The organism is Cytophaga sp. (genome assembly GCF_051961495.1).
Taxonomy (GTDB): domain Bacteria; phylum Bacteroidota; class Bacteroidia; order Cytophagales; family Cytophagaceae; genus Cytophaga.
The window spans coordinates 1-24,222 of the sequence record NZ_JBQCDF010000137.1 but is presented as its reverse complement, the minus strand read 5'-3'; the positions used below and the strand labels follow the sequence as shown (position 1 = coordinate 24,222).

Below are 24,222 nucleotides of genomic sequence, written 5' to 3'. Positions count from 1 at the left end.
CAATGAATAAAGTCATAGGTATTGGTTGTCTGGTATTGGTTGCAATGTTGACGTCTTTCGTGTTTGATTCGGATCCGTATGTAGCCATGAAAGATGTTGCGGGTTTTAAAACAAAACTGAACCAGAAAAATCAAACGATTACATCCATGAAATGTGATTTCATCCAGGAGAAGAGCCTTTCATTCATGGCGCAGAAAGTCATATCCAAAGGGAATATGAAATTTAAAAAGCCGGACATGATGAAGCTGGAATATACCACACCATTTCAATACATCATGTCTTTGTACAAGGGCAAGGTAGTTATTAAAGATAACGGCAAAGTAAATAAATACGATGCCAAATCGAATAAGCTGTTCAAGTATGTAAATGATCTTATGATCAATGCGGTACAGGGCAATGTACTCGACAGTAAAGAGTTTGCGATTGTATTCAAGGAGAACAGCAAATTCTTCTTAATGGAAATGACTCCGGTAGATGCTGCGATGAAGGAATACGTGAATAAAGTAAATGTGTATGTCTCTAAGACAGATTTTGGAGTAGTTAAAGTAGAAATGACTGAAAAATCCGGGGATTATACGTTAATTTCGTTTATTAACCGTGTTTATAATACTCCAATCAAGGATGAAGAATTTATTGTTCAATAAACTGACTTATGGTGTAGTAGCATTCATCCTGCTGGCTTCCTGTTCCAGACATACCTTTAAAAAAGCTTCTGTTGTAAGTACTTCCACGGATACGATCAGGACAACTTTTTTTCAATCTGATTCCATTTATTATTTTAAAACAAGCGTACGCACATATGGAAAGGAATTAAGCGGAATCCTGGCCATCAAACAGCAACATGCCGATACATTAAAAGTATCATTTTTTACTGAAATGGGTGTTTCTTTTTTTGATGCACTGGTGATGCACGATTCCTATCAACTGATCAGGTGTATTCCACAGCTTGATTCTAAAGCAGTTATGGCTACGATCATCGAAGATATCCGTTGGGTTGTTTTATTCAACCGCCTGCAGCTAAGGAATGCCACGCTTATGCAGTATCGTTCTACAGGGAAATTGGTACGGTTTGATTATGGAAATGACTTTATATTTGCAGAACTCACCGAAGATAATTTCCCCTTAAAGATATCTTATGCATATGGTTCAAAATTTAAGAGTAAATTTGAGGTTAGTTACAGGATGTTTGACAAACAATCGCCGGCGAGGGTAATTGTCGAGCACCACAATTTTAACATGAAAATTGAATTAACCGCAATTTCATTTGAACAATAATGTTGGTAGATCATTTATATAGCATTGAACAAAGTACCCTGGAGCAATCAATTATACGCTCCAGGCTGTTGGTGGATGCTGCACATCCCGTTTTTAAAGGGCATTTTCCGGATGTTCCGGTTTTGCCTGGTGTTTGCATGATTCAATGTGTGAAAGAATTAATTGAAACATCGCTGCAGGTTAAGGCATCGATAGATAAAGCAGATATGATCAAGTTTCTCTCTATGCTGAATCCTGTGGAATCCAATGTGATTGATGCAGAAATTGTGATCAGGGAAAGAACCGAAGCGGGACTTGTGTTCCAGGCCAGTCTGAAAAATGCTGACCGTTTTCTTTTAAAATATTCAGGCAGCTTATTGTTCGTACAGTAATATGGAGCATACTACATTACATCATAAGTTTATACATCATAAATGTTGCGTGCTGATACCGACATACAACAATGGCGGTTCCATTAAAGAAGTTGTGCAGGATGTACTGAAATATACATCCAATATTGTTATCGTAAATGATGGTTCTTCTGATCAGACAAAAGCGATCTTAGTGGAGTTCCCGGAATTGCTGGTTGTGCACCACGAACGTAATAAAGGCAAGGGGATGGCACTGCGCACCGGCTTTAAAGCTGCCTTTGCACATGGTTATAAATATGCGATTTCCATTGACTCAGACGGACAACATTATCCGGATGATTTACACTTGTTTATTGATCAGATAGAATTGCATCCGGATGCGATCATTATCGGTGCGCGCAATATGGATCAACCGGGTATTCCTTCCAAAAGCAGCATGGGTAACCGCGCTTCGAGCTTCTGGTTTTGGGTGGTTACCGGTATCCGTTTATCCGACACGCAATCGGGCTATCGATTGTATCCGCTGGTACCTATTAATACCATTCATTTTATTACCCGTAAATACGAATTCGAGATTGAGGTGATGGTACGTTCGTTCTGGAAAGGCGTGGATGTATTATCCATTCCGATCAAGGTGTTTTATCCGCCAACGGAAGAACGTATAACGCATTTCAGACCTTTTAAAGATGTTACCCGCATTACCTTGCTGAACATTGTTTTTGTTTTACTGGCTGTATTCTGGTTCCATCCGCTGCGATTCATTAAAAACTTTTCTTTTAAGGAAAGTAAAAAAAAAATCTATGACCATACGGTAGGCAGTCCGGATTCGGCATTGAAGAAAGCAATGTCTATGGGGTTTGGCGTGTTTATGGGGATAACTCCGTTTTGGGGATACCAGATCTGGCTAGCGATTGGTCTGGCACATCTTTTAAAGCTGAACAAGATAATTGTTGCGATCTTTTCCAACATCAGTATACCGCCGTTCATTCCGTTTATATTGTATGGCAGTTATTACCTGGGAGCTATCTTACTGAACCAGCCTACAGATCTGGTCTTTTCTGCAGACATCAATCTGGATGATGTGTGGAAATACCTGTATCAATACATTTGCGGAAGTTTTGTACTGGCAATGATTATGGGTGTGCTGGTATTTACAATATCTTATGTTTTGCTTTTTCTTTCAGATCGTATCAAAAAAGACATCGCTTTAAATAAATAATATGAGTAGGATTGTTGTGTTCTTTTACGAATTCTTTAAAGCAAAGAAAGCGTTGTTTTATGTTGTTTTGCTCAGCTTATTTTTAGTGTTCGGCTATTTTGCTTCTCGCATTACATTGCAGGAAGACATCACCAAAATGATTCCGGATGATAAGACAACCAGGGATTATAAAACAGCCATCCAGGAAATCCGCATTCTGGATAAGATTATTGTAAGCATCTCTGCTGATTCGGTTGGCATGGAAGATTCGCTTATTGCCTGTGCCGAACAGTTCGTACAAAAAGTCAATGCCCAGCCAGCTTCAGCATCACTAATTTCAGAAGTGCGTTTTAAGATTGAAGAAGATCGTTTGGCAGGTGTATACAATCTTTTGTACAACAATTTGCCCGTATACCTGGCACCGGAAGATTATAAAAGAATAGACAGCATTACTACTGATTCGGCTATCGCAGAGTCCGTGCAACGTGGGTACCACAAACTGATTTCTCCGGCAAGTTTTGTACTAAAAGAATTCGTATTAAAAGATCCTTTATCCATCTCAGCCTCTGCATTAGGCAAACTACAGGGCATGCAGGCCGAAGACAGTTATGAATTGTACAACGGCTGCATTTTCAGAAAGGATAGAAAGACGCTGGTTATTTTTTTAACGCCTAAACATCCGGCGAATAAAACAGGCTTGAATGGTCCGCTCATCGATTTGCTGAACGCTGCAAGAGATTCTTCTGAAGCCCGGTTCACAACATTCAATGTAGATTATTTTGGTGCAGCTGCTGTTGCCGTATCAAATGCAAGGCAGATTGAGAGAGATATCAAGGTCATTGCCACGGCAGCTCTGATATTGATTCTTGTGTTCTTATACATATTCTACAGAAGCTGGTCCTTACCAATCCTGATGATATCACCGATTGTATTCGGTGGAATTTTTTCGTTGAGCCTGGTATACTTTATCCAGGGCTCCATATCGGCCATAGCCATTGGCGCAGGTTCTGTGATTATAGGTATTGCACTTGATTATTCGTTCCATGTGTTTGCCCATTACAAACATACACGATCCATTCATGCAGTGGTAAATGATATTGCTACACCCATGATGATTGGCAGTATATCTACGGTAGGTGCCTTCTTTAGTTTGCTGTATGTACACTCAGATATCCTGAGTGATTTCGGATTGTTTGCAGGCTTGTGTTTAATAGGAGCCTCACTGTTTTCATTATTGTTCCTGCCGCATTTAATAGAAATGTTCAATCCGGTTAAAGCTTCGGATGATAAACATACTACCGAGCCGGCCATTATGAAATTCATTCATGTGAAGCCTGAAATGAGTAAATGGTTTGTCATAATTGTAGGAGCACTAACAGCAGTATTTGTCTATTTTTCAAACCGGGTATCGTTTGATAGTGACCTGTCGAAGATTAATTACATGTCTGAAGAGCTGAAGGCTGCAGAGAACAAGCTATACCAGAATGATACTTCTGCCGGTAAAAGTATTTTCATGATCTTTAAAGGGAAAACAATTTCTGATGCGCTTTATAAAAATGAAGAAGCATTGGTGATTATTGATTCACTGAAAAAGAAAGAGCTTGTACACCGATACGCCGGTATATCAGCATTGTTGCCATCGGATTCCATACAAAAGCAACGCATCGTTTTATGGAATGCTTACTGGACACCGGAGAAAATAACCCGTATAGAACAATCTGTTTCAAAACATGCTGTAGAACTGGGATTCAAGGCAGAAGCATTCAATCCTTTTTTTGAGTTGCTGAAAAAACAGTATGCTCCCATGAATGAGAAAGACAAAACATTTATGAAGGAAGTCTTTCTGAAAGATTACATACAGTCAGATAGCAATGGGGTAGCGGTATTAGCCAGCATGCGCCTGCCGCTTACGGTAACAAGTGATATTTATAAGCCCTTTGAACGGGTAGAAGGCCTGACTATATTAGACAGGCAATTGTTCTACAACAAGTTTTTATTGATCGTAAAAGATGATTTTAACCAGATCCTGCTATCTTCTTCTTTGTTGGTATTTGCCATCCTGCTGATTTCTTACGGAAGGATAGAACTGTCGCTGATTTCATTCTTACCTATGGTGATAAGCTGGTTCTGGATCCTGGGGTTGATGGGCATATTTGACATACATTTCAATATTGTAAACATCATCATCTCAACCTTTGTATTCGGACTGGGGGATGACTACTCGATCTTTTCGACCGATGGATTACAGAAAAAATATGCTGAAGGCAAGGATAATCTGTCTTCCTATAAAATATCCATTTTCCTTTCAGCTTTTACCACCATTGTAGCCATGGGCGCACTGATCTTCGCTAAACATCCGGCCTTGAGATCCATCGCGCTGATTTCAATTATAGGTATTACCTGCGTTGTAATTATATCTTATACCATCATTCCATTGCTGTTCAGATGGATGATCACTAGCCGCACGGAGAAAGGGAAAGTACCGCTGACACTTTTATTACTTGTGCGTTTATTCTTAATCATTGTTTGGCAGATTGTCATTCTGGCGTTCTTATTCCCGGTAAGAATTATTTGTATCATTGGTTCATTTTCAGGAAAGCGAAGCAGCCGCAGATTCTATAAAACTATCGTTTGCTACACATCAAAATGCGTGCTCTTCTTTTCCTTCTTCCTGTCAAAAAGAATACCTACACTACCGGTTGATTTGTCAAAACATCCGGTGTGTATTGTTACAGATGGTGATTCCGTTTTGGATTACCTGGTTTTATTATCACTGCATCCACGTATAGCACTTGCTTCCTCAACGGCAGAGAGTACAAACTGGCTTCAGGGTGTTATGATATTCATGTCAGATATATACAGCGGGGAAAAAGATAAACCAGGCGATACAGCTTATTACATGGATGCTTATATCAATGGAGGTTTTTCACCGGTTCTTAGGATAACAGATTCTTCATTGCAGCAAATCAGTAATGATGTGTCAGTTGATTTATTGCCTGTTCATATTACCGGTACAGCATTATCGCTTGCTAAAAATGATTTTATATTCAGCCGTGCCTGTATTACGGTACACTACTTACCGCTTATAAGTGGTGTAAAACAGCAGGTGGCAGATCACTTTATAATGGCTCGTATGCTTTTAGAGGAAAGCCTGCCAACGAAAGAGTATTTCAACCGTATCCTCTCAGGTTATATATACAAAGGCCCGGTCCTCGAATGGTATTTCAGAATAAAAGTGCGTCTGGAACACTCGTACCAGGTATTTAATGATTTGCTGCCTAAGCAAGGTATCATCTATGATCTGGGTTGTGGTTACGGTTTTCTGGATTATTTCTTACAGGAAAAATCTTCCGGCCGGAAAATTATAGGCGTGGATTATGATGAAGAAAAAATCAGTGTTGCAAACCATTCCTATTTGAAATCAGATCGATTGACTTTCCGGAATCAGGATGTCACCGAGGTGCAGATCGAACAAGCAGATGCAGTAATCATTCTTGATGTGCTGCATTATCTTTCCATTGAAAACCAATGCAAGCTGATCCGCGCGTCTTTTCAGGGCCTGCGCTCCGGAGGTGTTTTAATTATACGCGATGGGGATTGTTCTCAGGAATCAAAACATAACGGCACTAAACTGACTGAGTTCTTTTCTACGAGGCTATTAAAATTCAATAAGAAGACGGAAGAGAATTTATGCTTTATGTCTTCGCAGAAGATCATTGAGATCCTGCAGGATTTTAACGTGGAAGTTAAACTGGTAGATACAACCATTTATACGTCCAATGTCATGTACTATGTACTCAAACCTTAATAAAGAAAAATTTATTTTGTTTCTTCACTGTCTGTATCCGGTTTGCCCAGCAGCCTGCCGACAAGTAATACGATAAATAAGTTTGACCATACGGCTTCAATGATTCCGAGGTTTTGGATCAGTGGAATGGCTTCCAGAAATGCATCGTGGCCGCCGATGATGGTCATGCTGTAATAAATACAAACGGTATAGCTTTCCAGTCCCTGCGCCAGGGGAATGCCCATGCTGCCGGGTTTGACGATGTTGACAAGATCATACAGGCTGCCGAATGAAATACCTATCATTAAATAAATACAGGCTGAACCCCATATTTTTTCCACCGATAATTTTTTGCCGGAAAATATATCATACACACAATGATAGATCACAGTTGTTTCTATAATGAATAGTGATAAATGCACGAAGAACAGATAAGGTCTTTTGGCATCGTTATCGAAAAACTCATACACCGGATTAACAGCAAAAAAAGCTACACCTAAACCCAGGATGATCAGTACAAACATAGATATGATTAATGTATTGCTTTTGGTAAGGTCCCGCAGCAAATCCCATAAAACAAATACATAAAGTCCCCCGGTTATTAAAAAAAGGAAATCGCGAATCATATTGGATGCTGCTAAACTTACCCCGCAGAGCGCCAGAGTTTCCTTCAGCAGCATGGCAGAAACAATAATGACGATCTGAAGGAAAACGATATTCCTGAAATCCTTCTTTTTTTCTTCATTTAATTCATTGGTATTTAGGTTTTTGCGCTGAATGTGAGCAAGATATTTCTTCATAAAAAAGAGATCAGAAAATTTATTTAATTTTTTTTCAGTAGAGCGTAGGGGTATTCTGCCGTTCACTTGTCCTATATACGTATCAAAATCCGATTTGTATGTATAGAGCTAGTATTAAACAGATTTTAGTGACTATTCTATCAAGAGAATTGTTATTGAGATTTACAGAAATCCACACGGTAGCCTTTTTCGATAAGGATTTAAAATTAACCTCTGAAGAGTTTAACAGGTTTTTATACTTCGTTGAAATGAATTTCAACATAAACCTTTCAGAAGAAGACATCACTATCAACGATAGATTGTCTGATTTGGTTAACTGTGTTTACCAGAAAACGCTGAACGAATCTTCTTTTGCTTTAAAATCAGCTTAATAGCAAAAAAGATACATTGTTCTGTTCGAAAAACAGGATTATATAAATTGTATTATTTTTTAAAATAATTGTATTAATCAATTTTCTAAATTGATTAATACAATTATGAAATATCTTTATCTTTTTCATTAACCCTTACTTAATAATCTGGTAGATGGATAGAATCTTCTTAGAATAGAACATTGGAAACAGGTTCTTATCCTCCATTTAATTTATAGACCTCAAACTGTGATTATCAAACTGTGTTATCTAAGCTGGTTAATTGAATAAGTATAAGTTCATTTAAAACAAGCCCCCTGAAACCGAACGTTTCAGGGGGCTTTTATTTTACCGGGCTTTCTGGTTTATGAAGTTGCAGTCTTTGAAACATAGCCTTATCTTTAAAGAATAATCCTTTTACATGAAAAATTATAAAAAGTACTATATTATTACTGCACCTCCTGAAGAAGTGTATTTAGGTCTGACAACACCCACGACGCTTTTACTCTGGACAGGCGAAGATGCAGCCATGTCTACTGAGCCGGGTTCGGAATTTTCTTTATGGGGCGGGAGTATTGAAGGGAAGAATTTAGAATTTGTTGAAGGAAAAAAAATTGTGCAGGAATGGTATTTTGGTGATCAGGAAGAAGCATCCATTGTTACGATCATCCTTCATGCAGATAAAAAGGGCACGTCTGCAGAATTGAGACACACCAATATTCCTGATGAAGCCTATGAAGATATGGTGGAGGGCTGGGATAATAATTATTTTGGCGCGCTGCAGGAATTTTATGAGGAAGAAGAGGAATAGATTTCATTCGATTCAAAAAAATCAAACTAAAAAGTAAATTGATATTCATGAATAAGAAAAATGTATTGACACTGGCAATCGTATTATGGTTGCTGAGCTGTTCGCAATTATTTGCACAAAAGACCATCGTGGAGAAATACGGACACTTATCTGTAAAAGGGAATTATATGGTAAGCGAGTATGGCGACACCGTACAGTTAAGAGGAATGTCTTTATTCTGGAGTCAATGGATGGGTCAGTACTACAATTCAGATGTGGTAAAATGGTTGCGCGACGATTGGAAGTGTACTGTTATCCGTGCAGCCATGGGCGTTGAAATGGACGGCTATCTGGAGAATCCTGATACCGAAAAAATGAAAGTGCTTGAAGTAATCAATGCAGCCATTTCAAAAGGAATCTATGTAATTGTTGATTATCACAGCCACGAAGCACAGAAAAATCCGGCAGCTGCGCAACGTTTCTTTTCAGAGATTGCGAAGAAATACGGAAATGTGCCAAACATTATTTACGAAGTATACAATGAACCATTACAGGCAACGTCATGGCTGAAAGATATCAAACCTTATGCTGAAGGTGTATTGGCAAAGATACGTGCATATGACTCTACAAATATTGTTGTAGTAGGTACAAGACAATGGTCGCAGTTAGTGAGCGAGGCTGCTTTGAATCCGATCAAGGATAAAAAAGTAATGTATACCTTACATTTTTATCCGGGTACACACAAACAGGAACTGCGTAATGAAGCACAGAAAGCACTTGATATGGGTATTGCTTTGTTTGTAACCGAATATGGTACCTGCGATGCTTCGGGTAACAGCAACTTCAGTCCGGAAGAAACAGCATTATGGTATGCATTCCTGGATGCACATAAGATCAGCTATTGCAACTGGTCCATCGCAGATAAAGCAGAAACAGCTTCAGCATTGGTACCGGGCGCAAGTATGTATGGTGGTTGGGCAGATTATGATCTTACACCTTCAGGTCAGTTGGTAAAGGCAGATATGGTTCTAAAGAATGGACCGATCTTCGATACACTTGTCAAAAGTCCTGCGAAAGGTACTACGGAAGCTGGCAAGAAAAAGAAAGGAAAGAATTAAAGCATTAAAGCATATATTTTGTCAGTGAAGAAAAAGAATCATTTTCTGGTTTTATCCCATTATACAGGGATCAAAAAGAGGGGGATTCTTTTTCTTTTCTTTTTACTGGCACATACCGTATCTGCGCAGTATGCAGATACCATGACCTATCACATCAAGGCACAGCTGGCCGGGGTTTTCAATCAAACCAATACCACAAAATCCTACCTTGCCAACAACGGATTGCAGTACAACATGTCGAAAGAACGTACTTCCATTAACTGGAACGGCAGCTGGATCTATGGGAAACAAAATGGCGGTATTACCAATAATGATTTTTCATCCATATTTGATTATAATTTTTTTCATAAAAATAAGCACGGTTACGTATGGGGCTTTGCTGCCTACGATAAAAGTTATTCTTTAAAAATTATCGACAGGGTACAGGCCGGTGCAGGCCTTGGATACAAGCTGGTAGATACCAAAGTATTACTTCTGGATCTGAGTGATGGGATCATCTATGAGAACAGTGACCTGGATCAATCTGCTGATATGACTGTAAGAGATATTGAAACCTTCCGTAATTCGGTGCGGTTAAAATACACCTTCAATTACAGTACGGTACTTGTGCTGCATGGCAGCAATTACTGGCAGCAATCCGTGGAGACCCGCGACGATTACATCATAAAATGCTATAACACCTTGAATATAAAAGTCAGGAAATGGTTAAGCATTAGTGTTGTGATGAATTACAACAAGATCAATGTTACCCAGCGTGAAAACTTTTTATTAACCTACGGACTTACGTTTGATAAAACGTTTTAATTGTTCTGTTTTGAAATATCTAACTTCGCTTATGCTTAACTGGAAAGATTTATACAGCCCGAAGCGCCTGGGCGCTGAAAATAAAGTAGAGCTTGATCCTGATGCCGTGCGTAATCCCTATCAGCGCGATTACGACCGCTTGATCTTCTCATCTCCGTTCAGACGTTTGCAGAATAAGACGCAGGTATTCCCTTTACCCGGCAGTATATTTGTACACAACAGACTTACACATAGCCTGGAGGTAGCCTGTGTAGGCAGAAGTCTTGGTAGCATCATCGGACAACGCATCGCAAAAGAGTTTCATAAGGATGATGAAAACTTTCAGCGCTTTTATAACTATGAGATCGGCTCCGTGATTGCAGCAGCTTGTCTGGCACATGATATTGGCAATCCTCCGTTTGGACATTCCGGTGAAAAAGCAATATCCGCTTATTTCAAAAATCTTTCAGAAAAAGATACTGAATTATTAAAGTCTCAGGTAACTGAAAATCAATATTGCGACCTGCTCAATTTTGAAGGTAATGCAAATGGCTTGCGTTTACTAACCCATTCATTTAATGAATCATCGGAAGGTGGGATGCGTTTAACATACACCACCATAGCCTCCATGATCAAATATCCGTGTGAATCAAGCGCCGGATTGCAGAAGAAAAATCTGCACCGGAAGAAGTATGGTTTTTTTGATTCAGAAAGAAATACTTTCAAAAAAATTGTTGAGGAATTTAAGCTGATTTCAATTGCTGCAGAACAACAGGCATATGCCCGCCATCCGTTTGTGTATCTGGTGGAAGCAGCAGATGATATCTGTTACCAGATCATTGATTGGGAAGATGCCTACCGCTTGAAAATAATTTCCATAGAAAAAACAATTGAAGGCTTACTGGAATTTTTTCCTGAAACTGGTGCATACACCAGAGCTAAAGCAAAACAGACGCTCGATAAGATTGTAGATGATAACCAGAAAATCGCGTATCTGCGTGCTACGGTAATTAATCAGTTGCTGGAGAATTGCGCGAATGTATTTTGGAAAAACCGGGATGAAATTCTTTCCGGTACTTATAACAAAAGTTTAACCGATGATCTGGACGAACAGATCGCCATTCCTTTCAATAAATTAAAAGAGATTTCCATTAAAGAAATTTATAATTATCGTTCAGTCGTTGAAATTGAATTGGCGGGTTATAAAATTTTAGGCGGGTTGATGGAAGAATTTATCCCTGTTATTTTATATCCCGATAAACCCAATGCCGAAAAGCTCCTGCAGCTGCTGCCACCCCAGTTTGTATACGGTGGGGATGATACGTATCTGAAATTACAATCAGTGGTTGATTTCATTTCAGGAATGACCGATCTCTATGCCGTGGATCTGTACCGCAAAATCAAAGGAATTGCTTTACCGGAGCTGAAATAAGTCCTTTTGAAGTATTCGATAACTTTTTTATTCGGCCTGGTTATTTAAGATTTATTATTGAACAAATTCTTCAATTTGTGTGTTTAAACATGTAAATTGAAATAGATCTCTTACAAACATAAAAAACATATTTTTATGGATAGAAATGAATTTATAAAAAAAGGATTGGTCGGAACAGGGATGTTTGTGGCTGCATCTGCCATGGGTGATGTTATTAAAAATGATATCGACGAACTTAAGGAACTGGATATTTTAGGTTTCAATCATATTCCCAATACACAATCAGCGCTTATGGAAAATGCTGTACTACATAAATCTGCTACACGCGGGGATGCCAATCATGGCTGGCTGCACAGCAGGCATACCTTCAGTTTTGCAAACTATTACAATCCGGAGCGCATGCACTTTGGGGTATTGCGTGTGTTGAATGATGATATTGTTGCCGGCGGTAAGGGCTTCGGTACGCACCCGCATGATAATATGGAGATCATCAGTATTCCCCTGGAAGGTGATTTGGAACACAAAGACAGTATGGGCAACGTGGCTGTGATTAAAAACGGCGACGTGCAGGTCATGTCGGCCGGTACAGGTATTCAGCACAGCGAGTTCAATAAGAATAGCGAGAAGCAGGTAAAGTTTTTACAGATCTGGGTTTTCCCGAATAAGAAGAGCGTTACTCCGCGTTATGATCAGATCACATTGAAGGCTGCTGATCGTCATAATACTTTTCAGCAGATTCTTTCACCCAACCCGAATGATGCAGGAGTATGGATTCATCAGAACGCCTGGTTTCACCTGTCGCAATTTGATGTGAATCATTCGCAGGTATATAAGATGAAAGACAATACAAATGGCTTGTATGTCTTCAACCTGAGTGGTGATATAAAAGTGAATGATCAGGTGCTGAATGCCCGGGATGGATATGGGATCTGGAACATTGAACAGGTAACGATCAAGGCGGATACAGCTGCGGAGTTTCTATTGATGGAAGTACCAATGACGGTGTAAAACAAATTCCAAATAGCAAATTCCAAATAACAAAAAGATTCCCCATGAATTAATCTATGGTAGTTTGTTTTTTGTTTTTTGTATTTTGGAATTTTGAAGATATAGAGATTTTAAATTAAAAAAATAACTAAAGATTATACAAGTAGAAATGATTAAACACGCTATAACGCAATTTCCTGTTCTTGATCTGATCAAACAACGATGGAGCGCACGTTCATTTTCCTCCAGAGGAGTTACAAAAGAGCAAGTGCTTACGATGCTGGAAGCGGCGAGCTGGGCTGCCAGTGCAAACAACGAACAACCATGGGAGTTTGTTTATGCACTGAAAGGAACTCCGGGGTTTGACACCATCTGGAATTGTTTGATGCCAGGGAATCAACCCTGGAATAAACACGCTGCAGGTTTTATTGTGACGATTGCACGCAAAGCATTTTCAGCAAACGGAAATCCGAACGCCAATGCCGAGCACGATTCTGGTATTGCGACCGGATATCTTCTTTTACAAGCGGCGTCCATGGATATCTACACGCATCCGATGGGTGGCGTTGATAAAGCAAAGCTAAGTGCAGAACTGAAATTGACCGAAGATCAGAAATTGTTGTGTGTGATCTCGTTCGGTTATTTAGATGATGCGGAAAAGCTGGAAGAACCGTTTAAGAGCAGAGAACTATCGGCTAGGGTAAGGAAGCCTGTGGCCGAGATAGCGAAAGAGTTATAATTTCTAAGGAATTATGAATTATGAATTATGAATTATGAATTTACATTTTCTACATGCATTTTCAATTCATAATTTATAACTTATAATTCATAATTAACTCACAAGGTGCTCCACATCTTTGATCTGTATCAGCAGGGCTTTGTTTGACAGATATACTTCAACTGCGCATAAGGCAAGCGACATCAGCATGCAGATCAGACTTAATCCAAACACGGCATGTACCCATTCTTCCAGGTTATAGTAAATTAAAAACATGGAGAAGGCGGCAATGAACATCGTAGCGATTCCTAAAAGCTGCATGTTTCGTATTAAGAATATACGTTGCTTCAGAATGCTGATCTGTAAAATAATGATGTTTGATTGCTCTGTTTTATATTGAGAATGCAGGGCGCGGATCCGGTTGCTGATAGCTATATACCTGTTGGTATAAGCCAATAGCAACAATGAAATGGTAGGGAACAGAAGTGCAGGGGTATTTAATGTTACTTCGGGCATATGCTATCGGAATATAGTTGAATACAGGATTAAGTCTAATATCGTAAATTAATATCAATTTTGGGTAGCCAGTGGTTAGTAAACAGTAACCAGTTTAAAAGCATCTACTGTTTACTGACTACTAATTACTGATTCTCCGTTCAGATCGGTTGTTAAAATTTCACTCATGTAATCCAGGTACGGGCGCATTTTCTTAAACGTATCCGAAACAAGCTTATGAAAATCAGGTGAAGATACTTCCTGATCTGTAAAGGTATGTTTTATGATAAACTGTTTATGTCGGATCAACTCAATGGCAGGATCTGAAACATCAAATCCCCTGGGCGCGGTTTTTACCTTTTCCCCAATCAGGCTCCCAAAAGTTTTCCTGAACGTAGGCTGATTTAAGATGCGTGTTAACGTTTTCGGATCAGCCGACAGGTGTTGCCGTATGTGCAGCAGATCTTCAGCATTAGGCGAAAAGAAGCCTCCGGCAACAAATGAATTGCCTGGTTCAATATGATAATAATAGCCGCCCCGCAATAGTTTTGTGGCCCGTCGCAAACCTCCGCCCAGATTGTTTTTATACAGACTTTTATCTTTCGAAAAACGTACATCATTGTATATGCGATACAGGCTTTTTTTACCTGATGGCGTTTCAATGGTATCGTGTTTGTTCATTTCTGCCAATAGTGCATCTGCAAATATAATCAGTTCAGCATAGGCGTGCTGGTACACGTCTTTATTCTTTGTAAACCATTCTTTATTATTATTTTTAGACAGTTTTTTCAAGAAATTCAATACAGGAGTAAGCGTATAGGAAGCTTGCATAAGATTATTAGCAATGTAGGATTTGGAATCACACAAGTTTAGTATTTTCAAATGATAAATAAGTATTCTTCTGATAAAATTAATTGTAATTTTAATATATGAATTTGAAAGATTGTTATTGCTGTTCTGGTAAGGCGTTTGATGTGTGTTGCAAACCTTTTATTGAAGGTACGCACCAGGCTGTTACTGCAGAACAATTGATGCGGTCACGCTATTCTGCTTATGTGCTTGCAGCTATAGATTATATTATCTGCACAACACATCCGTCCACCCGGAACCAGTACGATGCTGCATCGATCCGTGCATGGGCCGAATCCAGCCAATGGCAGAAGCTGGAGGTATTGAATACAAAAAAAGGAACTGCAAATGATCTTACAGGTAAAGTAGAGTTTAAGGCCTATTTCAAAGATTCTCAAAACAATAATTATGTACACCATGAATTGTCTGATTTCTTAAAAGAAGATGGTAATTGGTTTTTTGTAAAAGGTATTGTATTTTGATATGAACTGAAACAAAATGAAAGACTGGAAGATTCGCTTAATACTATTCGGGAGCATCTGCTATCTTCATGCATGTGCTTATGTAAACCGTCGGTTTTACACGGAGCCTTCCGAGTATTTTCAAAAAGCATTAAAGAATGCTCCTTACGATGCATTGATTGTTCCTGGTTTTCCGCATATAAAAGATAGCATGACCACGGTTGTGCAGAACAGAGTTTACTGGGCCTGGTATTTATACAATAAAGGTATTGTAAAGAATGTGATCTTCTCGGGAAATTCTGTTTATACACCCTATAAGGAAGCAGAGATCATGGCCATGTATGCCGTTCAGATCGGTATTCCGGCGGAACATATTTTTACGGATATCCAGGCTGAGCACAGCACAGAGAATTTATATTTCTCCTATAAAATTGCACAGGAGCATAGATTCGAACGGGTAGCTGTTGGTACTGAAAGTTCTCAATCGAGTTTTATGTACAGCATCAACAATCACCGGTTTAAAATTCCGGTAGATTTTATTCCGATAGTATACGATACATTAAAAACGATTGAAATGGCGAAACCCGCCATTGATCAGGATTCGGCACTGACTGCTGATTTTGTATCCATCATTGACCGCGAAGGTTTGTTCAAGCGCCTGCGTGGTACACGAGGCAGGAGAGTAGAACAATTGATGCGGGAAGACGGAAGAGAGCAGAAAAATAACGGAGAATTCTTACCCTGACCGGCGATAATTTTTTATAGATATTCGGTTTCTTCTGCGTCATATACTGTTGTTCCATAAATACCGGCACGTCCGGAACACAGGTAACTTACAATACAGGCAATGCCAACATACACCGCACTGTTGCTGCCAAATAGTTCCATGGCCATAAAAATGCAGGCAAGAGGTGTGTTGGTGGCTCCGGCAAACACAGCTGCAAATCCCATGCCTGCAAGTAAAGCCGTAGGAATAGGAAGCACCAGTGATAAAGCGCTTCCCAGCGTGGCTCCAATGAAAAAGAGCGGAGTTACTTCACCGCCTTTAAATCCGAAGCTTAGAGTAACCACAGTGAATAAAATCTTCAATATAAAATCATATGGTGCGCATGTTTGGGTAAATGCTTCAACAATGTAGGGAACACCAAGTCCGATAAACTTTGTACTGTCAAACAGCATATAAATGAAATAAAACCCGGCAAGTAAAAGGATTGCGCCAATCGCAGGTCGCAGCCAGACATGTGTAATGTGTTTTTTTACAACATCAGATAGTGTATGCGACATTTTTATAAAGAGCAAAGCCGTTAATCCAAAACATATGCCGGCAAGAATTGCGAACAGGATAGAATTAACAGTAATTGGCGGTACAAACGGAATGCTGTAAGTCGTATGATGCACCTGCCAGATTGATTGTGTGGTGTAATCGGCCAACACCGCAGCAAACAAAGCTGGTAATAAAGCATGATATCTTATTTTTCCAATCAGGTAAACTTCCAGTCCGAATAAGGTACCTGCCAGTGGTGTTCCGAATATAGAAGCAAAGCCCGCTGCTATGGCTGCAATTAAAAGAGTTGTCCGGTCCTTAGCTGTAATTTTCACGAAACGTGTAAGCTGGTCGGCTAATGCGCCGCTCATTTGGACTGCCGTGCCTTCGCGACCTGCAGAGCCGCCAAAGAGATGTGTTAACAGCGTTCCGATTAAGATCATGGGAGCCATCTTTGCTGGTATATGTGCGGAAGCTGGTGTATGTATTTTTTCAATCAATAAAGTATTGCCGGTTTCTATACCTTTCCCGAAAAAATAATAAAGGCAACCTACAAGCAAACCACCGGCAGGCAGTAAAAGAATCAGCCACGTGTGTGAATCCCTGAAATCGCCAACCCAATCAAGTGTTACTAAAAACAGCGCCGATGCTGAACCTGCCAGCAAGCCTGTAATGCCAGCAAACAGAAACCATTTAAGAATGTAAAGTGCTGTTGGTGCTGCAGAATTTTTAAGTCGGTTGGAAAGGGAAGAAAACATGAAGAGGTGTTCAGATAGTACTGTTCGTTCTGAACAAATATATTGTTTAATTGATGGAATGACAAAGCGCCTTTGAATTTCAAATTCCATTCGCCGCGGCGAACAAAACACAAATTCCAAACGGAAGGAGTATTCTCTCTGTTTGGAATTTGTGTTTTGTTATTTGAGATTTAATGGATGTTACTGGTTATAAACCGCCGCGAATTCTTTAGCGAAGTCTTCCAGTTTTGTTTTTGAAATTTTCACACCCGATTTATGTGCATAGTAATCTTCAAACATTTTACCCTCACGCACGGCTTTGCCCATCTCTACATAGTTTTTCGCAACTTCTTCAGGTAAACCTGCACCAACCATACCGCCGAAGCTGTCTTCGTCTTTAAAGTCGATCCATGGAAGTTCCGGTTTACCGATTGCTGTCCCTAATACTTTGGCAATATCTGTTGTTGGGCGTTCATCACTTACCACATAACGGACACTATGGCCTTTAAATGTTAGTGCAAGTAATTCTTCTGCTGCAGCTTCTGCAATATCAGCCGGATGTACCAGTACAATACTTGTATTGTTGCCGTAGTTACCGCCTATAATACCATTGTGTTTGATCATGCCGATGTTGCTATAGAAATTTGTATAAAAATTTCCGGGACGTAAATGTTTGATGTTTACATCAGCTAAGGTATTGTATACCTGTTCCACACGGTAAATACCGCTTACAGGTCCGCAGCCTTCTGCCAGGTGAGCACCGATACTGCTTAGGTGCACAACATTTTTCACTCCAGAAGCTTTAATGGCTTCCGCATAAATTTTTCCTGTATCACCAATGTATTTTTTCCAGTCTGTCGCTGCAAACGTAGGTGGTATCATGGCATACACGGCATCAGCGCCGGTAAATGTCTTTGTTAAAAAAGCCTGGTCCTGGATAGTGCCGATCGCTGCTTTTGCACCCAACGCTTCAATAGCCGCTTTTTTACTTTCCTGACTGCTGATTACGGTAACATCGTGTCCGGCAGCAACTAATTTTTGAGTTAATGGTTTACTGATGTTTCCCAAAGAACCTGTGATAACGTACTTCATAATTTTATCGGTTGAGTTTAAAATTTTAACTGAACAAATGTATATTTGTACTTACTTTATTACAAGTACTAACCCCAAAGTAGGTATCTTATGGCACCAATTAAAAAATCCTCGACTAATCAATTAAACAAGCAGGAAGCAATTGCTGAATGTCCTGTTTCATTTACACTTACTAAGATTGGCGGACGCTGGAAACCTATTATTATTTTTAATCTTCTGGATGGTGCCAAGCGGTATGGCGAATTAAAAAGAGCCATACCAACGATCACCGAGAAAATGCTTATTCAGCATTTAAAAGAATTAGAAGCAGATAAATTGATTCAACGGATAGCTAAACCGGTTATTCCGCCCCACGTTGAATATAGCTTAACAGAAGCGGGTATAGCCTTATCACCGGTCATGCGTTCCATGGTTGAATGGGCTGCAAAGTATAATGTATAACAATTGTATCTGAGCCATTTTTTATTCGATCAGAAATTTTATTACGGTCAAATAGATAAACAGATCTGCGCATAAGAATAAAATTAGTTTACCTGAAAAGGCGTGTTTTTTAAAAAAGAGTTCCATAGCTGTTGTTGTGTTTAGGATGTTTGTTAAACACATTACAAGTCTAGCTATTCAGGAAATTTTTTATGGAAATGGTAAATTTTCTTTTATTCAGGTATATCAGATTTTAACTCACGTTTATTGAATAAATTCAAAAAAGAGAATTTTCAGGTTATAATTATGTGGTATATAGTTATAATACAAAATATTAATATAATGTTTTGTATTTATATAAAATTGTGAATAAATAAAAATGTAATATCTGTGTAGGTTTTTTTTTACTAAATAAAGGCACTATGCAGAATTATAAACAATATATGATATTAATCATTGCGTAAGTGTCACAAATGAAAAAGTCTGGATATTAAAGGGTAGAAAATGAGAATCCAGACTGATGTTTTTATGCAGTGGCTACTTTTTTAAGCATGATTCTTTCAAGCATGCTTTCAAGCGGTTTTAAGAATAACGCTATGCCGCCCTTAAAGGAAATAGCAATGATAAAACCTATTTGAAGCGCGTCAACAAAAGGATCAATGATTGCCTCTGAAACTAAGAAGATACAGATACCTATTGTCAATACAAGGGTAGTAGCCTTTCTGCTGATCTTAGCTTTTTTAGTTTCATCCAATGCTTTTTTCAAAATGGTTATGTCCTGTATGGTGCCGGTAATTTTTGTATTGGTTGAATGAAAGGTACCTTCACGGCGTTTTTTGAGGTGAACGTATTTGTAAACGTTTTCAAATGTTTTTATGCGGAGTGTAATTTCATAGTAATCGTCTTTTTTGAGATTTCTGATGAAATGGATGAGTGTGCCGATATGTTCAGGATGCACCTGATGGCGGATAAACGCATGCATCGGGAAGCGGCTTCTTTCAAATTTATAATCCAGTATTGTTTGTGCCTGTTCAGAAATATATAATTCCTTTGTTTCAGCATCATACTCCCAATTTCCAAGGGCTGCTATTTCCTGCGCTTCTGAAAGCCGCAGCTGACTTTCTTTTAAGGCACTGACAGCTGCTTCTTTTTCTTTGCGCATCTGGTACATTTGCCTGGATGTTTCGAAACTGAATCGTAAGACTTCAGGGCTCAGATCAGACTTGGATATATAATCATTGGCACCGTCTTTCAGCAGTTGTACAATGGTATGTTCATCTTTTTGGCCGGTGAGCATAATCACAGGTGTATCAATTCCCTCTGAGCGTATTTTTCGCAGCACTTCCAACCCGTTCATTTTAGGAAGATGGTAATCTAAAAAAATGCAATCAACACCACCTTTAGCTGCTTCCTCAAATCCGGCTAATCCGTCCTGTGCAGATATGATCTGTGCCTGTATGCCTGAATTATGCAAAGATCTTTCAAAGAAAGTATAATCATCTGCACTATCATCAATGATTAAAATTTTAGTTTCCATAGCTATTAAATAAAAAGTTTAAACTCAATACTAAAAAAGATAAGCGATACTGGTTTATTCCAATTTTTAATTTAAATAAAATTCTAAAGCAGGTAAACAAATTATGTACTACTGTAATAGTTTTTAACTTAAGTTTAATTGGTAAAGCTGGTATTATAAAAAAGCGTATTTCTGGATAATACGGATTATTCATAAAAAGGATTGCAATAAAATGTGTATATTCAATATACAGAAGATATTTTATGAGTTTGATTTTAAAACCAACCAGCAATACCAATATTGAAACCTTTTTGTCAGGCGGAGGGGAAATGGGAGAACGGATACGTACCTATAACTGGGACGCCACCTCATTGGGTGATATCGCGACCTGGCCGCAGAGCCTGCTAACTTCTCTAAGCATTATATTGAATTCAAAATTTCCCATGTTTATTTGGTGGGGAGAGGATCTTATTCAGTTTTATAATGATGCTTATCGGCCAAGCCTGGGAAATAATGCAAAACATCCTCAGGCCTTGGGACAAAAAGGAGCAGATTGCTGGCAGGAGATTTGGCCGGTGATAAAACCAATGATTAATCAGGCTTTCTCCGGTGAATCTACCTGGAATGAAAATCAATTAATTCCTATTTACCGGAATGGAAAGTTAGAGGACGTTTACTGGACATTCAGTTACAGCCCGATAAAGATTGAAAAAGGTAAGGTTGGCGGTGTTCTGGTAGTATGTACAGAAACTACAGACGCAATTGTTAACCTTAATAAAATCGAGGAGAGTGAAAATAAATTACGTTTTGCTATTGATTCTGCAGAATTGGCAACCTGGGATTATAATCCGGCAACAAATAAATTTGATGGCAATGACAGGCTGAAAGATTGGTTCGGTCTGCAGGCACAGTCGGGCATAGATTTATCTGTAGCCATAGAAGTTATCGCAGCCGCTGATCGCAAAAGAGTTTCTGCTAACATACAAAAGGCCCTGGAATACTCTTCCGGCGGCATATATCATATTGAGTATACCATCATCCATCCGGTTACAAAAAAGGAACGCATTGTCATTGCCAAAGGCAGGGCGTGGTTTAATGAAGATCAGGTGGCTTACCGTTTTAATGGAATATTACAGGATGTGACAGAAGAAGTGGTTATACGGAAAAAAAATGATCTGATACAGGATGAGGCCCGTTGTACCTCAGACAGGCTGCAGCTGGCATTGGAAGCAGGGGAGATTGGTTATTATGAATTAACGCTGGCTACCTATGAGATGAGCTGCAACAATCTGTATAAAAAGATTTTTGGATTTTCAGAAGATCATGACCCAACCTACAAAGAATTCGAATCAAAAATACTTGTAAAAGACAGGTCTATCCGGAAACGGGCCATTGACAAGGCAATCAAGGCAAATACTGTATATAACGCGGAATATCGGGTACAACATCCGGATGAAGAAATCCGCTGGATAAAATCTTTTGGCAAAGCCGTATATGATGAAGACGGGAAACCGGTAAAGCTTATCGGGATGACACTTGATATTACCGAGCATAAACAATTTGCTGAAGAGTTGAGTAAGCAAGTATTGGAAAGAACCGCTGAACTTAAACGCACCAATGCCGATCTGCTGCAGTTTGCACACGTGGCCAGTCATGATCTGAAAGAACCTGTACGGAAAGTAAAAATCTTCAGCGGAAGGATCCGGGATGAATTCAAGCATGATCTGCCGGAAACAGTTTTTCAATATCTCGATAAAATTCAACATGCTACCGATCGCATGCTTTCCATGATCGAAGGGGTATTGATGTATTCTACCCTGACCAATCTGAATCAGGCAATGGAACAGGTTGACCTGAATAATATTATCTCCAGTATTGAAAAAGATCTTGAAATTCTGATTGAAGAAAAACATGCTGTTATTAAAAAAGAAGAACTGCCCGTTATTACAGGAGTTCCTGTGTTGATGTATCAGCTTTTTTATAATCTTATTAACAACGCACTGAAATTTTCTAAAAATAATACAGAAAATACCATTTCAATCGCATGTGTAACAGAGCAGATAGATTCAGTCTCTTATGCCAGAATAAGCATTGAAGACAATGGAATAGGGTTTTCCAATCAGTATATTGATAAAATGTTTGAAGCATTTATACGTTTAAACTCCAAAGACAAATACGAAGGAACCGGCCTGGGATTGGCTTTATGCAAAAAGATTGTGGAACGGCACAATGGAAAAATTTTTGCATCCGGTGAAAATAATAAAGGTGCCGTATTCACAATTTTATTACCTTTAAGGAAAATTTAATTCTAAGATCGATGGCGGTAGAGTTTTTGCTGGTAGATGATGACAATGACGATTCAGATTTGATATTTGAAGTGTTAAAGGAAGTGAATAGCGAAGTGCAGTATACATATGCTATGGACGGTCCTGAGGCATTTGATATGCTGGCGAATGGTTATGCTCCCAATATTATTTTTCTGGACATCAACATGCCCGGAATGAATGGTTGGCAATGCCTGACAAAATTGAAGGCCAACGAACAATACAAGCACATACCTGTGATTATGTATTCAACTTCCTCGTATCAGCATGAAATTGATAAAGCATTTGAATTGGGTGCGCTGGCTTTTTTTACAAAACCGAATCATTACTTTCTGCTTAAAAAAAATATGAAGATTATTATCGATGCCTTAGCAGATAATACATTGCATACGCTGGAGAAAACAGTTCTGGAGTCAATGACTCCTTCAGAAAAAAAACCTTAATGTGAACTCAATTATCAGAAGAGGAATAATCCTTGCTGATATTTGGTAATATAATGGTAACAGTAGTGCTTTCGTTTTCGACAGAACTGATATTCACTGTACCTTTTAGTTTTTCTACAAACTCCTTTACTATATACAATCCTAATCCTGCACCGTCACTTCTTTCTGAAGCGCGGTAGAACATATTAAAAACCTTCGGCAGAAATTTTTCAGGGATTCCCAGACCATTATCTTTAAAGCTTATTGCAACCGTTTCTGGTGTACAAACATACTGTATAAGGACAATCGCTTTTTCTTTTGTAAAGTCTCTGTATTTGATTGCATTTGATAAAAGACTGTTGAATATGACTTCCAGTCTGTATGCATCTGAATAAAAAGAAACTTTAGACGTATTGATAACTGTTACTTCTGTGTTTTCAGAGCCGGGCAGATAAGAGACATTCTTAATTGATTTATCTATTATTGCGTTAATATCAATTGCTTCAGTATCTATATCCAAACGGGCATTTTTTGACTGATCCACCATTTGTCCCAATGTTGTATCCAGTCGCTTGATACAGGTCTCCATCATTTGATGCAGCTCCTTTACATTTTTATTATTGGCGCCGCCTTCTATTTCAGCAAGGTTAAGCAAGCCGCTGACCGTGGATAGAGGGCCCCGAAGGCTGTGGGAAATACTGTAGATGAATGAGTCCAGTTCTTTATTGATCTTTAAAATCTGTTCGTTTTGTTCTTTTAGTTCCCGTAATGCCTCTATTTTCATCTTTTCAAGTTCCCGTTGTTTCAAGGCACTTAAAATGGCAGTGGGAAGTCGTGATAAATTTGATTTCAGAATATAATCATCGATGCCGTTTTTTAAACAGGCCACAGCGAATTCTTCTGACACAGCACCGGTAACAAGTATGAAAGGCACATACAATTGTTCACTCAAACAGATTTTATGAGCTTCAAGGGAATTAAACTGCGGCAAGGAGTGATCTGAAAGAATCACGTCAGGTTTATATTCTTTAATTCCTTTAATAAACTCTTCTTT

At 38.9% G+C, this 24,222-nt stretch carries 23 protein-coding genes; 16 read left to right on the top strand and 7 right to left on the bottom strand.

What is annotated here, in order from left to right; translation table 11 throughout:
* The first annotated feature begins 2 nt into the window (after positions 1-2).
* Genes ACTHJT_RS06935 through ACTHJT_RS06915 form a run of 5 tightly spaced genes read left to right on the top strand, consistent with a single transcriptional unit; the run spans position 3 to position 6,631 of the window.
* Positions 3-644 carry a LolA family protein gene (locus ACTHJT_RS06935; protein WP_440237274.1) on the top strand — a complete coding sequence of 214 codons (642 nt, stop codon included), beginning with the start codon at positions 3-5 and terminating at the stop codon, positions 642-644.
* Positions 622-1,275 carry a hypothetical protein gene (locus tag ACTHJT_RS06930; protein WP_440237273.1) on the top strand — a complete coding sequence of 218 codons (654 nt, stop codon included), beginning with the start codon at positions 622-624 and terminating at the stop codon, positions 1,273-1,275. The genes ACTHJT_RS06935 and ACTHJT_RS06930 overlap by 23 nt, the downstream gene beginning before the upstream one ends.
* Positions 1,275-1,646 carry a hydroxymyristoyl-ACP dehydratase gene (locus ACTHJT_RS06925; protein ID WP_440237272.1) on the top strand — a complete coding sequence of 124 codons (372 nt, stop codon included), beginning with the start codon at positions 1,275-1,277 and terminating at the stop codon, positions 1,644-1,646. Before ACTHJT_RS06930 ends, ACTHJT_RS06925 begins: the two co-directional genes overlap by 1 nt.
* Before the next feature lie 49 nt (positions 1,647-1,695).
* Entirely contained in the window at positions 1,696-2,844 is a 1,149-nt protein-coding gene (locus tag ACTHJT_RS06920) for a DUF2062 domain-containing protein (protein ID WP_440237271.1), read from the top strand.
* 1 nt (position 2,845) lies between these two features.
* Positions 2,846-6,631, top strand: coding sequence for an MMPL family transporter (locus ACTHJT_RS06915; protein ID WP_440237270.1), 3,786 nt, complete (start codon positions 2,846-2,848; stop codon positions 6,629-6,631).
* An 11-nt stretch (positions 6,632-6,642) separates the two neighbouring features.
* Here the strand turns inward: ACTHJT_RS06915 and ACTHJT_RS06910 are convergent, their stop codons facing one another.
* Positions 6,643-7,410, bottom strand: coding sequence for a hypothetical protein (locus ACTHJT_RS06910; protein WP_440237269.1), 768 nt, complete (start codon positions 7,408-7,410; stop codon positions 6,643-6,645).
* 771 nt (positions 7,411-8,181) lie between these two features.
* Here ACTHJT_RS06910 and ACTHJT_RS06905 point away from each other — a divergent pair.
* From ACTHJT_RS06905 to ACTHJT_RS06880, 6 genes are all read left to right on the top strand, one after another.
* Positions 8,182-8,571, top strand: a complete 390-nt coding sequence (locus ACTHJT_RS06905) for an SRPBCC domain-containing protein (protein WP_440237268.1) — start codon at positions 8,182-8,184, stop codon at positions 8,569-8,571.
* A 47-nt stretch (positions 8,572-8,618) separates the two neighbouring features.
* Positions 8,619-9,668 (top strand): processive endoglucanase Cel5B, encoded by a 1,050-nt coding sequence (gene cel5B, locus ACTHJT_RS06900; protein ID WP_440237267.1) that lies wholly within the window; start codon positions 8,619-8,621, stop codon positions 9,666-9,668.
* A gap of 24 nt (positions 9,669-9,692) precedes the next feature.
* A complete protein-coding gene (locus tag ACTHJT_RS06895; protein WP_440237294.1) occupies positions 9,693-10,472 on the top strand; it encodes a DUF481 domain-containing protein in 780 nt (259 codons plus the stop codon).
* A gap of 31 nt (positions 10,473-10,503) precedes the next feature.
* Positions 10,504-11,883 carry a deoxyguanosinetriphosphate triphosphohydrolase gene (locus tag ACTHJT_RS06890; RefSeq protein WP_440237266.1) on the top strand — a complete coding sequence of 460 codons (1,380 nt, stop codon included), beginning with the start codon at positions 10,504-10,506 and terminating at the stop codon, positions 11,881-11,883.
* A 135-nt stretch (positions 11,884-12,018) separates the two neighbouring features.
* Complete coding sequence (locus ACTHJT_RS06885; protein ID WP_440237265.1) at positions 12,019-12,891, top strand: pirin family protein; 873 nt, start codon at positions 12,019-12,021, stop codon at positions 12,889-12,891.
* Positions 12,892-13,039: 148 nt separating this feature from the next.
* Entirely contained in the window at positions 13,040-13,609 is a 570-nt protein-coding gene (locus ACTHJT_RS06880) for a nitroreductase family protein (RefSeq protein ID WP_440237264.1), read from the top strand.
* Positions 13,610-13,702: 93 nt separating this feature from the next.
* Here the strand turns inward: ACTHJT_RS06880 and ACTHJT_RS06875 are convergent, their stop codons facing one another.
* Positions 13,703-14,104 (bottom strand): DUF2721 domain-containing protein, encoded by a 402-nt coding sequence (locus ACTHJT_RS06875; protein WP_440237263.1) that lies wholly within the window; start codon positions 14,102-14,104, stop codon positions 13,703-13,705.
* Between the two features lie 111 nt (positions 14,105-14,215).
* Positions 14,216-14,914, bottom strand: coding sequence for a DUF2461 domain-containing protein (locus ACTHJT_RS06870; RefSeq protein WP_440237262.1), 699 nt, complete (start codon positions 14,912-14,914; stop codon positions 14,216-14,218).
* A gap of 98 nt (positions 14,915-15,012) precedes the next feature.
* Between ACTHJT_RS06870 and ACTHJT_RS06865 the strand changes: the two genes are divergently transcribed.
* The gene (locus ACTHJT_RS06865) at positions 15,013-15,414 is read left to right on the top strand and encodes a YchJ family protein (RefSeq protein ID WP_440237261.1); all 402 of its coding nucleotides are present in this window, start codon (positions 15,013-15,015) and stop codon (positions 15,412-15,414) included.
* Positions 15,415-15,430: 16 nt separating this feature from the next.
* On the top strand, positions 15,431-16,138 hold the full coding sequence (locus ACTHJT_RS06860; protein ID WP_440237260.1) for a YdcF family protein: 708 nt from the start codon (positions 15,431-15,433) through the stop codon (positions 16,136-16,138).
* Positions 16,139-16,152: 14 nt separating this feature from the next.
* Here ACTHJT_RS06860 and ACTHJT_RS06855 read toward each other — a convergent pair whose 3' ends face one another.
* The gene (locus ACTHJT_RS06855; RefSeq protein ID WP_440237259.1) at positions 16,153-17,415 is read right to left on the bottom strand and encodes a chloride channel protein; all 1,263 of its coding nucleotides are present in this window, start codon (positions 17,413-17,415) and stop codon (positions 16,153-16,155) included.
* A 180-nt stretch (positions 17,416-17,595) separates the two neighbouring features.
* Entirely contained in the window at positions 17,596-18,486 is an 891-nt protein-coding gene (locus ACTHJT_RS06850; RefSeq protein ID WP_440237258.1) for an NAD(P)H-binding protein, read from the bottom strand.
* A 90-nt stretch (positions 18,487-18,576) separates the two neighbouring features.
* Here ACTHJT_RS06850 and ACTHJT_RS06845 point away from each other — a divergent pair, with 90 nt between their 5' ends.
* Complete coding sequence (locus tag ACTHJT_RS06845; RefSeq protein ID WP_440237257.1) at positions 18,577-18,927, top strand: winged helix-turn-helix transcriptional regulator; 351 nt, start codon at positions 18,577-18,579, stop codon at positions 18,925-18,927.
* A gap of 505 nt (positions 18,928-19,432) precedes the next feature.
* Here the strand turns inward: ACTHJT_RS06845 and ACTHJT_RS06840 are convergent.
* On the bottom strand, positions 19,433-20,443 hold the full coding sequence (locus ACTHJT_RS06840) for a response regulator (protein WP_440237256.1): 1,011 nt from the start codon (positions 20,441-20,443) through the stop codon (positions 19,433-19,435).
* A 242-nt stretch (positions 20,444-20,685) separates the two neighbouring features.
* On the opposite strand from ACTHJT_RS06840, the gene ACTHJT_RS06835 reads away from it, so the two are divergent.
* Together ACTHJT_RS06835 and ACTHJT_RS06830 are read left to right on the top strand one after the other, a co-directional pair.
* Positions 20,686-22,728, top strand: a complete 2,043-nt coding sequence (locus tag ACTHJT_RS06835) for an ATP-binding protein (RefSeq protein ID WP_440237255.1) — start codon at positions 20,686-20,688, stop codon at positions 22,726-22,728.
* 11 nt (positions 22,729-22,739) lie between these two features.
* Positions 22,740-23,189, top strand: coding sequence for a response regulator (locus ACTHJT_RS06830; protein WP_440237254.1), 450 nt, complete (start codon positions 22,740-22,742; stop codon positions 23,187-23,189).
* 7 nt (positions 23,190-23,196) lie between these two features.
* Here the strand turns inward: ACTHJT_RS06830 and ACTHJT_RS06825 are convergent.
* On the bottom strand, positions 23,197-24,222 hold a 1,026-nt coding region (locus tag ACTHJT_RS06825; protein WP_440237253.1), incomplete at its 5' end, for an ATP-binding protein.

Excerpts from the sequence above, each read along its gene's own strand:
- ACTHJT_RS06935 (WP_440237274.1), top strand. The coding sequence starts at position 3 with ATGAATAAAGTCATAGGTATTGGTTGTCTGGTATTGGTTGCAATGTTG.
- ACTHJT_RS06930 (WP_440237273.1), top strand. The coding sequence starts at position 622 with ATGAAGAATTTATTGTTCAATAAACTGACTTATGGTGTAGTAGCATTC.
- ACTHJT_RS06925 (WP_440237272.1), top strand. The coding sequence starts at position 1,275 with ATGTTGGTAGATCATTTATATAGCATTGAACAAAGTACCCTGGAGCAA.
- ACTHJT_RS06915 (WP_440237270.1), top strand. The coding sequence starts at position 2,846 with ATGAGTAGGATTGTTGTGTTCTTTTACGAATTCTTTAAAGCAAAGAAA.
- ACTHJT_RS06910 (WP_440237269.1), bottom strand. The coding sequence starts at position 7,410 with ATGAAGAAATATCTTGCTCACATTCAGCGCAAAAACCTAAATACCAAT.
- ACTHJT_RS06905 (WP_440237268.1), top strand. The coding sequence starts at position 8,182 with ATGAAAAATTATAAAAAGTACTATATTATTACTGCACCTCCTGAAGAA.
- cel5B (WP_440237267.1), top strand. The coding sequence starts at position 8,619 with ATGAATAAGAAAAATGTATTGACACTGGCAATCGTATTATGGTTGCTG.
- ACTHJT_RS06890 (WP_440237266.1), top strand. The coding sequence starts at position 10,504 with ATGCTTAACTGGAAAGATTTATACAGCCCGAAGCGCCTGGGCGCTGAA.
- ACTHJT_RS06885 (WP_440237265.1), top strand. The coding sequence starts at position 12,019 with ATGGATAGAAATGAATTTATAAAAAAAGGATTGGTCGGAACAGGGATG.
- ACTHJT_RS06880 (WP_440237264.1), top strand. The coding sequence starts at position 13,040 with ATGATTAAACACGCTATAACGCAATTTCCTGTTCTTGATCTGATCAAA.
- ACTHJT_RS06875 (WP_440237263.1), bottom strand. The coding sequence starts at position 14,104 with ATGCCCGAAGTAACATTAAATACCCCTGCACTTCTGTTCCCTACCATT.
- ACTHJT_RS06870 (WP_440237262.1), bottom strand. The coding sequence starts at position 14,914 with ATGCAAGCTTCCTATACGCTTACTCCTGTATTGAATTTCTTGAAAAAA.
- ACTHJT_RS06865 (WP_440237261.1), top strand. The coding sequence starts at position 15,013 with ATGAATTTGAAAGATTGTTATTGCTGTTCTGGTAAGGCGTTTGATGTG.
- ACTHJT_RS06860 (WP_440237260.1), top strand. The coding sequence starts at position 15,431 with ATGAAAGACTGGAAGATTCGCTTAATACTATTCGGGAGCATCTGCTAT.
- ACTHJT_RS06855 (WP_440237259.1), bottom strand. The coding sequence starts at position 17,415 with ATGTTTTCTTCCCTTTCCAACCGACTTAAAAATTCTGCAGCACCAACA.
- ACTHJT_RS06850 (WP_440237258.1), bottom strand. The coding sequence starts at position 18,486 with ATGAAGTACGTTATCACAGGTTCTTTGGGAAACATCAGTAAACCATTA.
- ACTHJT_RS06845 (WP_440237257.1), top strand. The coding sequence starts at position 18,577 with ATGGCACCAATTAAAAAATCCTCGACTAATCAATTAAACAAGCAGGAA.
- ACTHJT_RS06840 (WP_440237256.1), bottom strand. The coding sequence starts at position 20,443 with ATGGAAACTAAAATTTTAATCATTGATGATAGTGCAGATGATTATACT.
- ACTHJT_RS06835 (WP_440237255.1), top strand. The coding sequence starts at position 20,686 with ATGAGTTTGATTTTAAAACCAACCAGCAATACCAATATTGAAACCTTT.
- ACTHJT_RS06830 (WP_440237254.1), top strand. The coding sequence starts at position 22,740 with ATGGCGGTAGAGTTTTTGCTGGTAGATGATGACAATGACGATTCAGAT.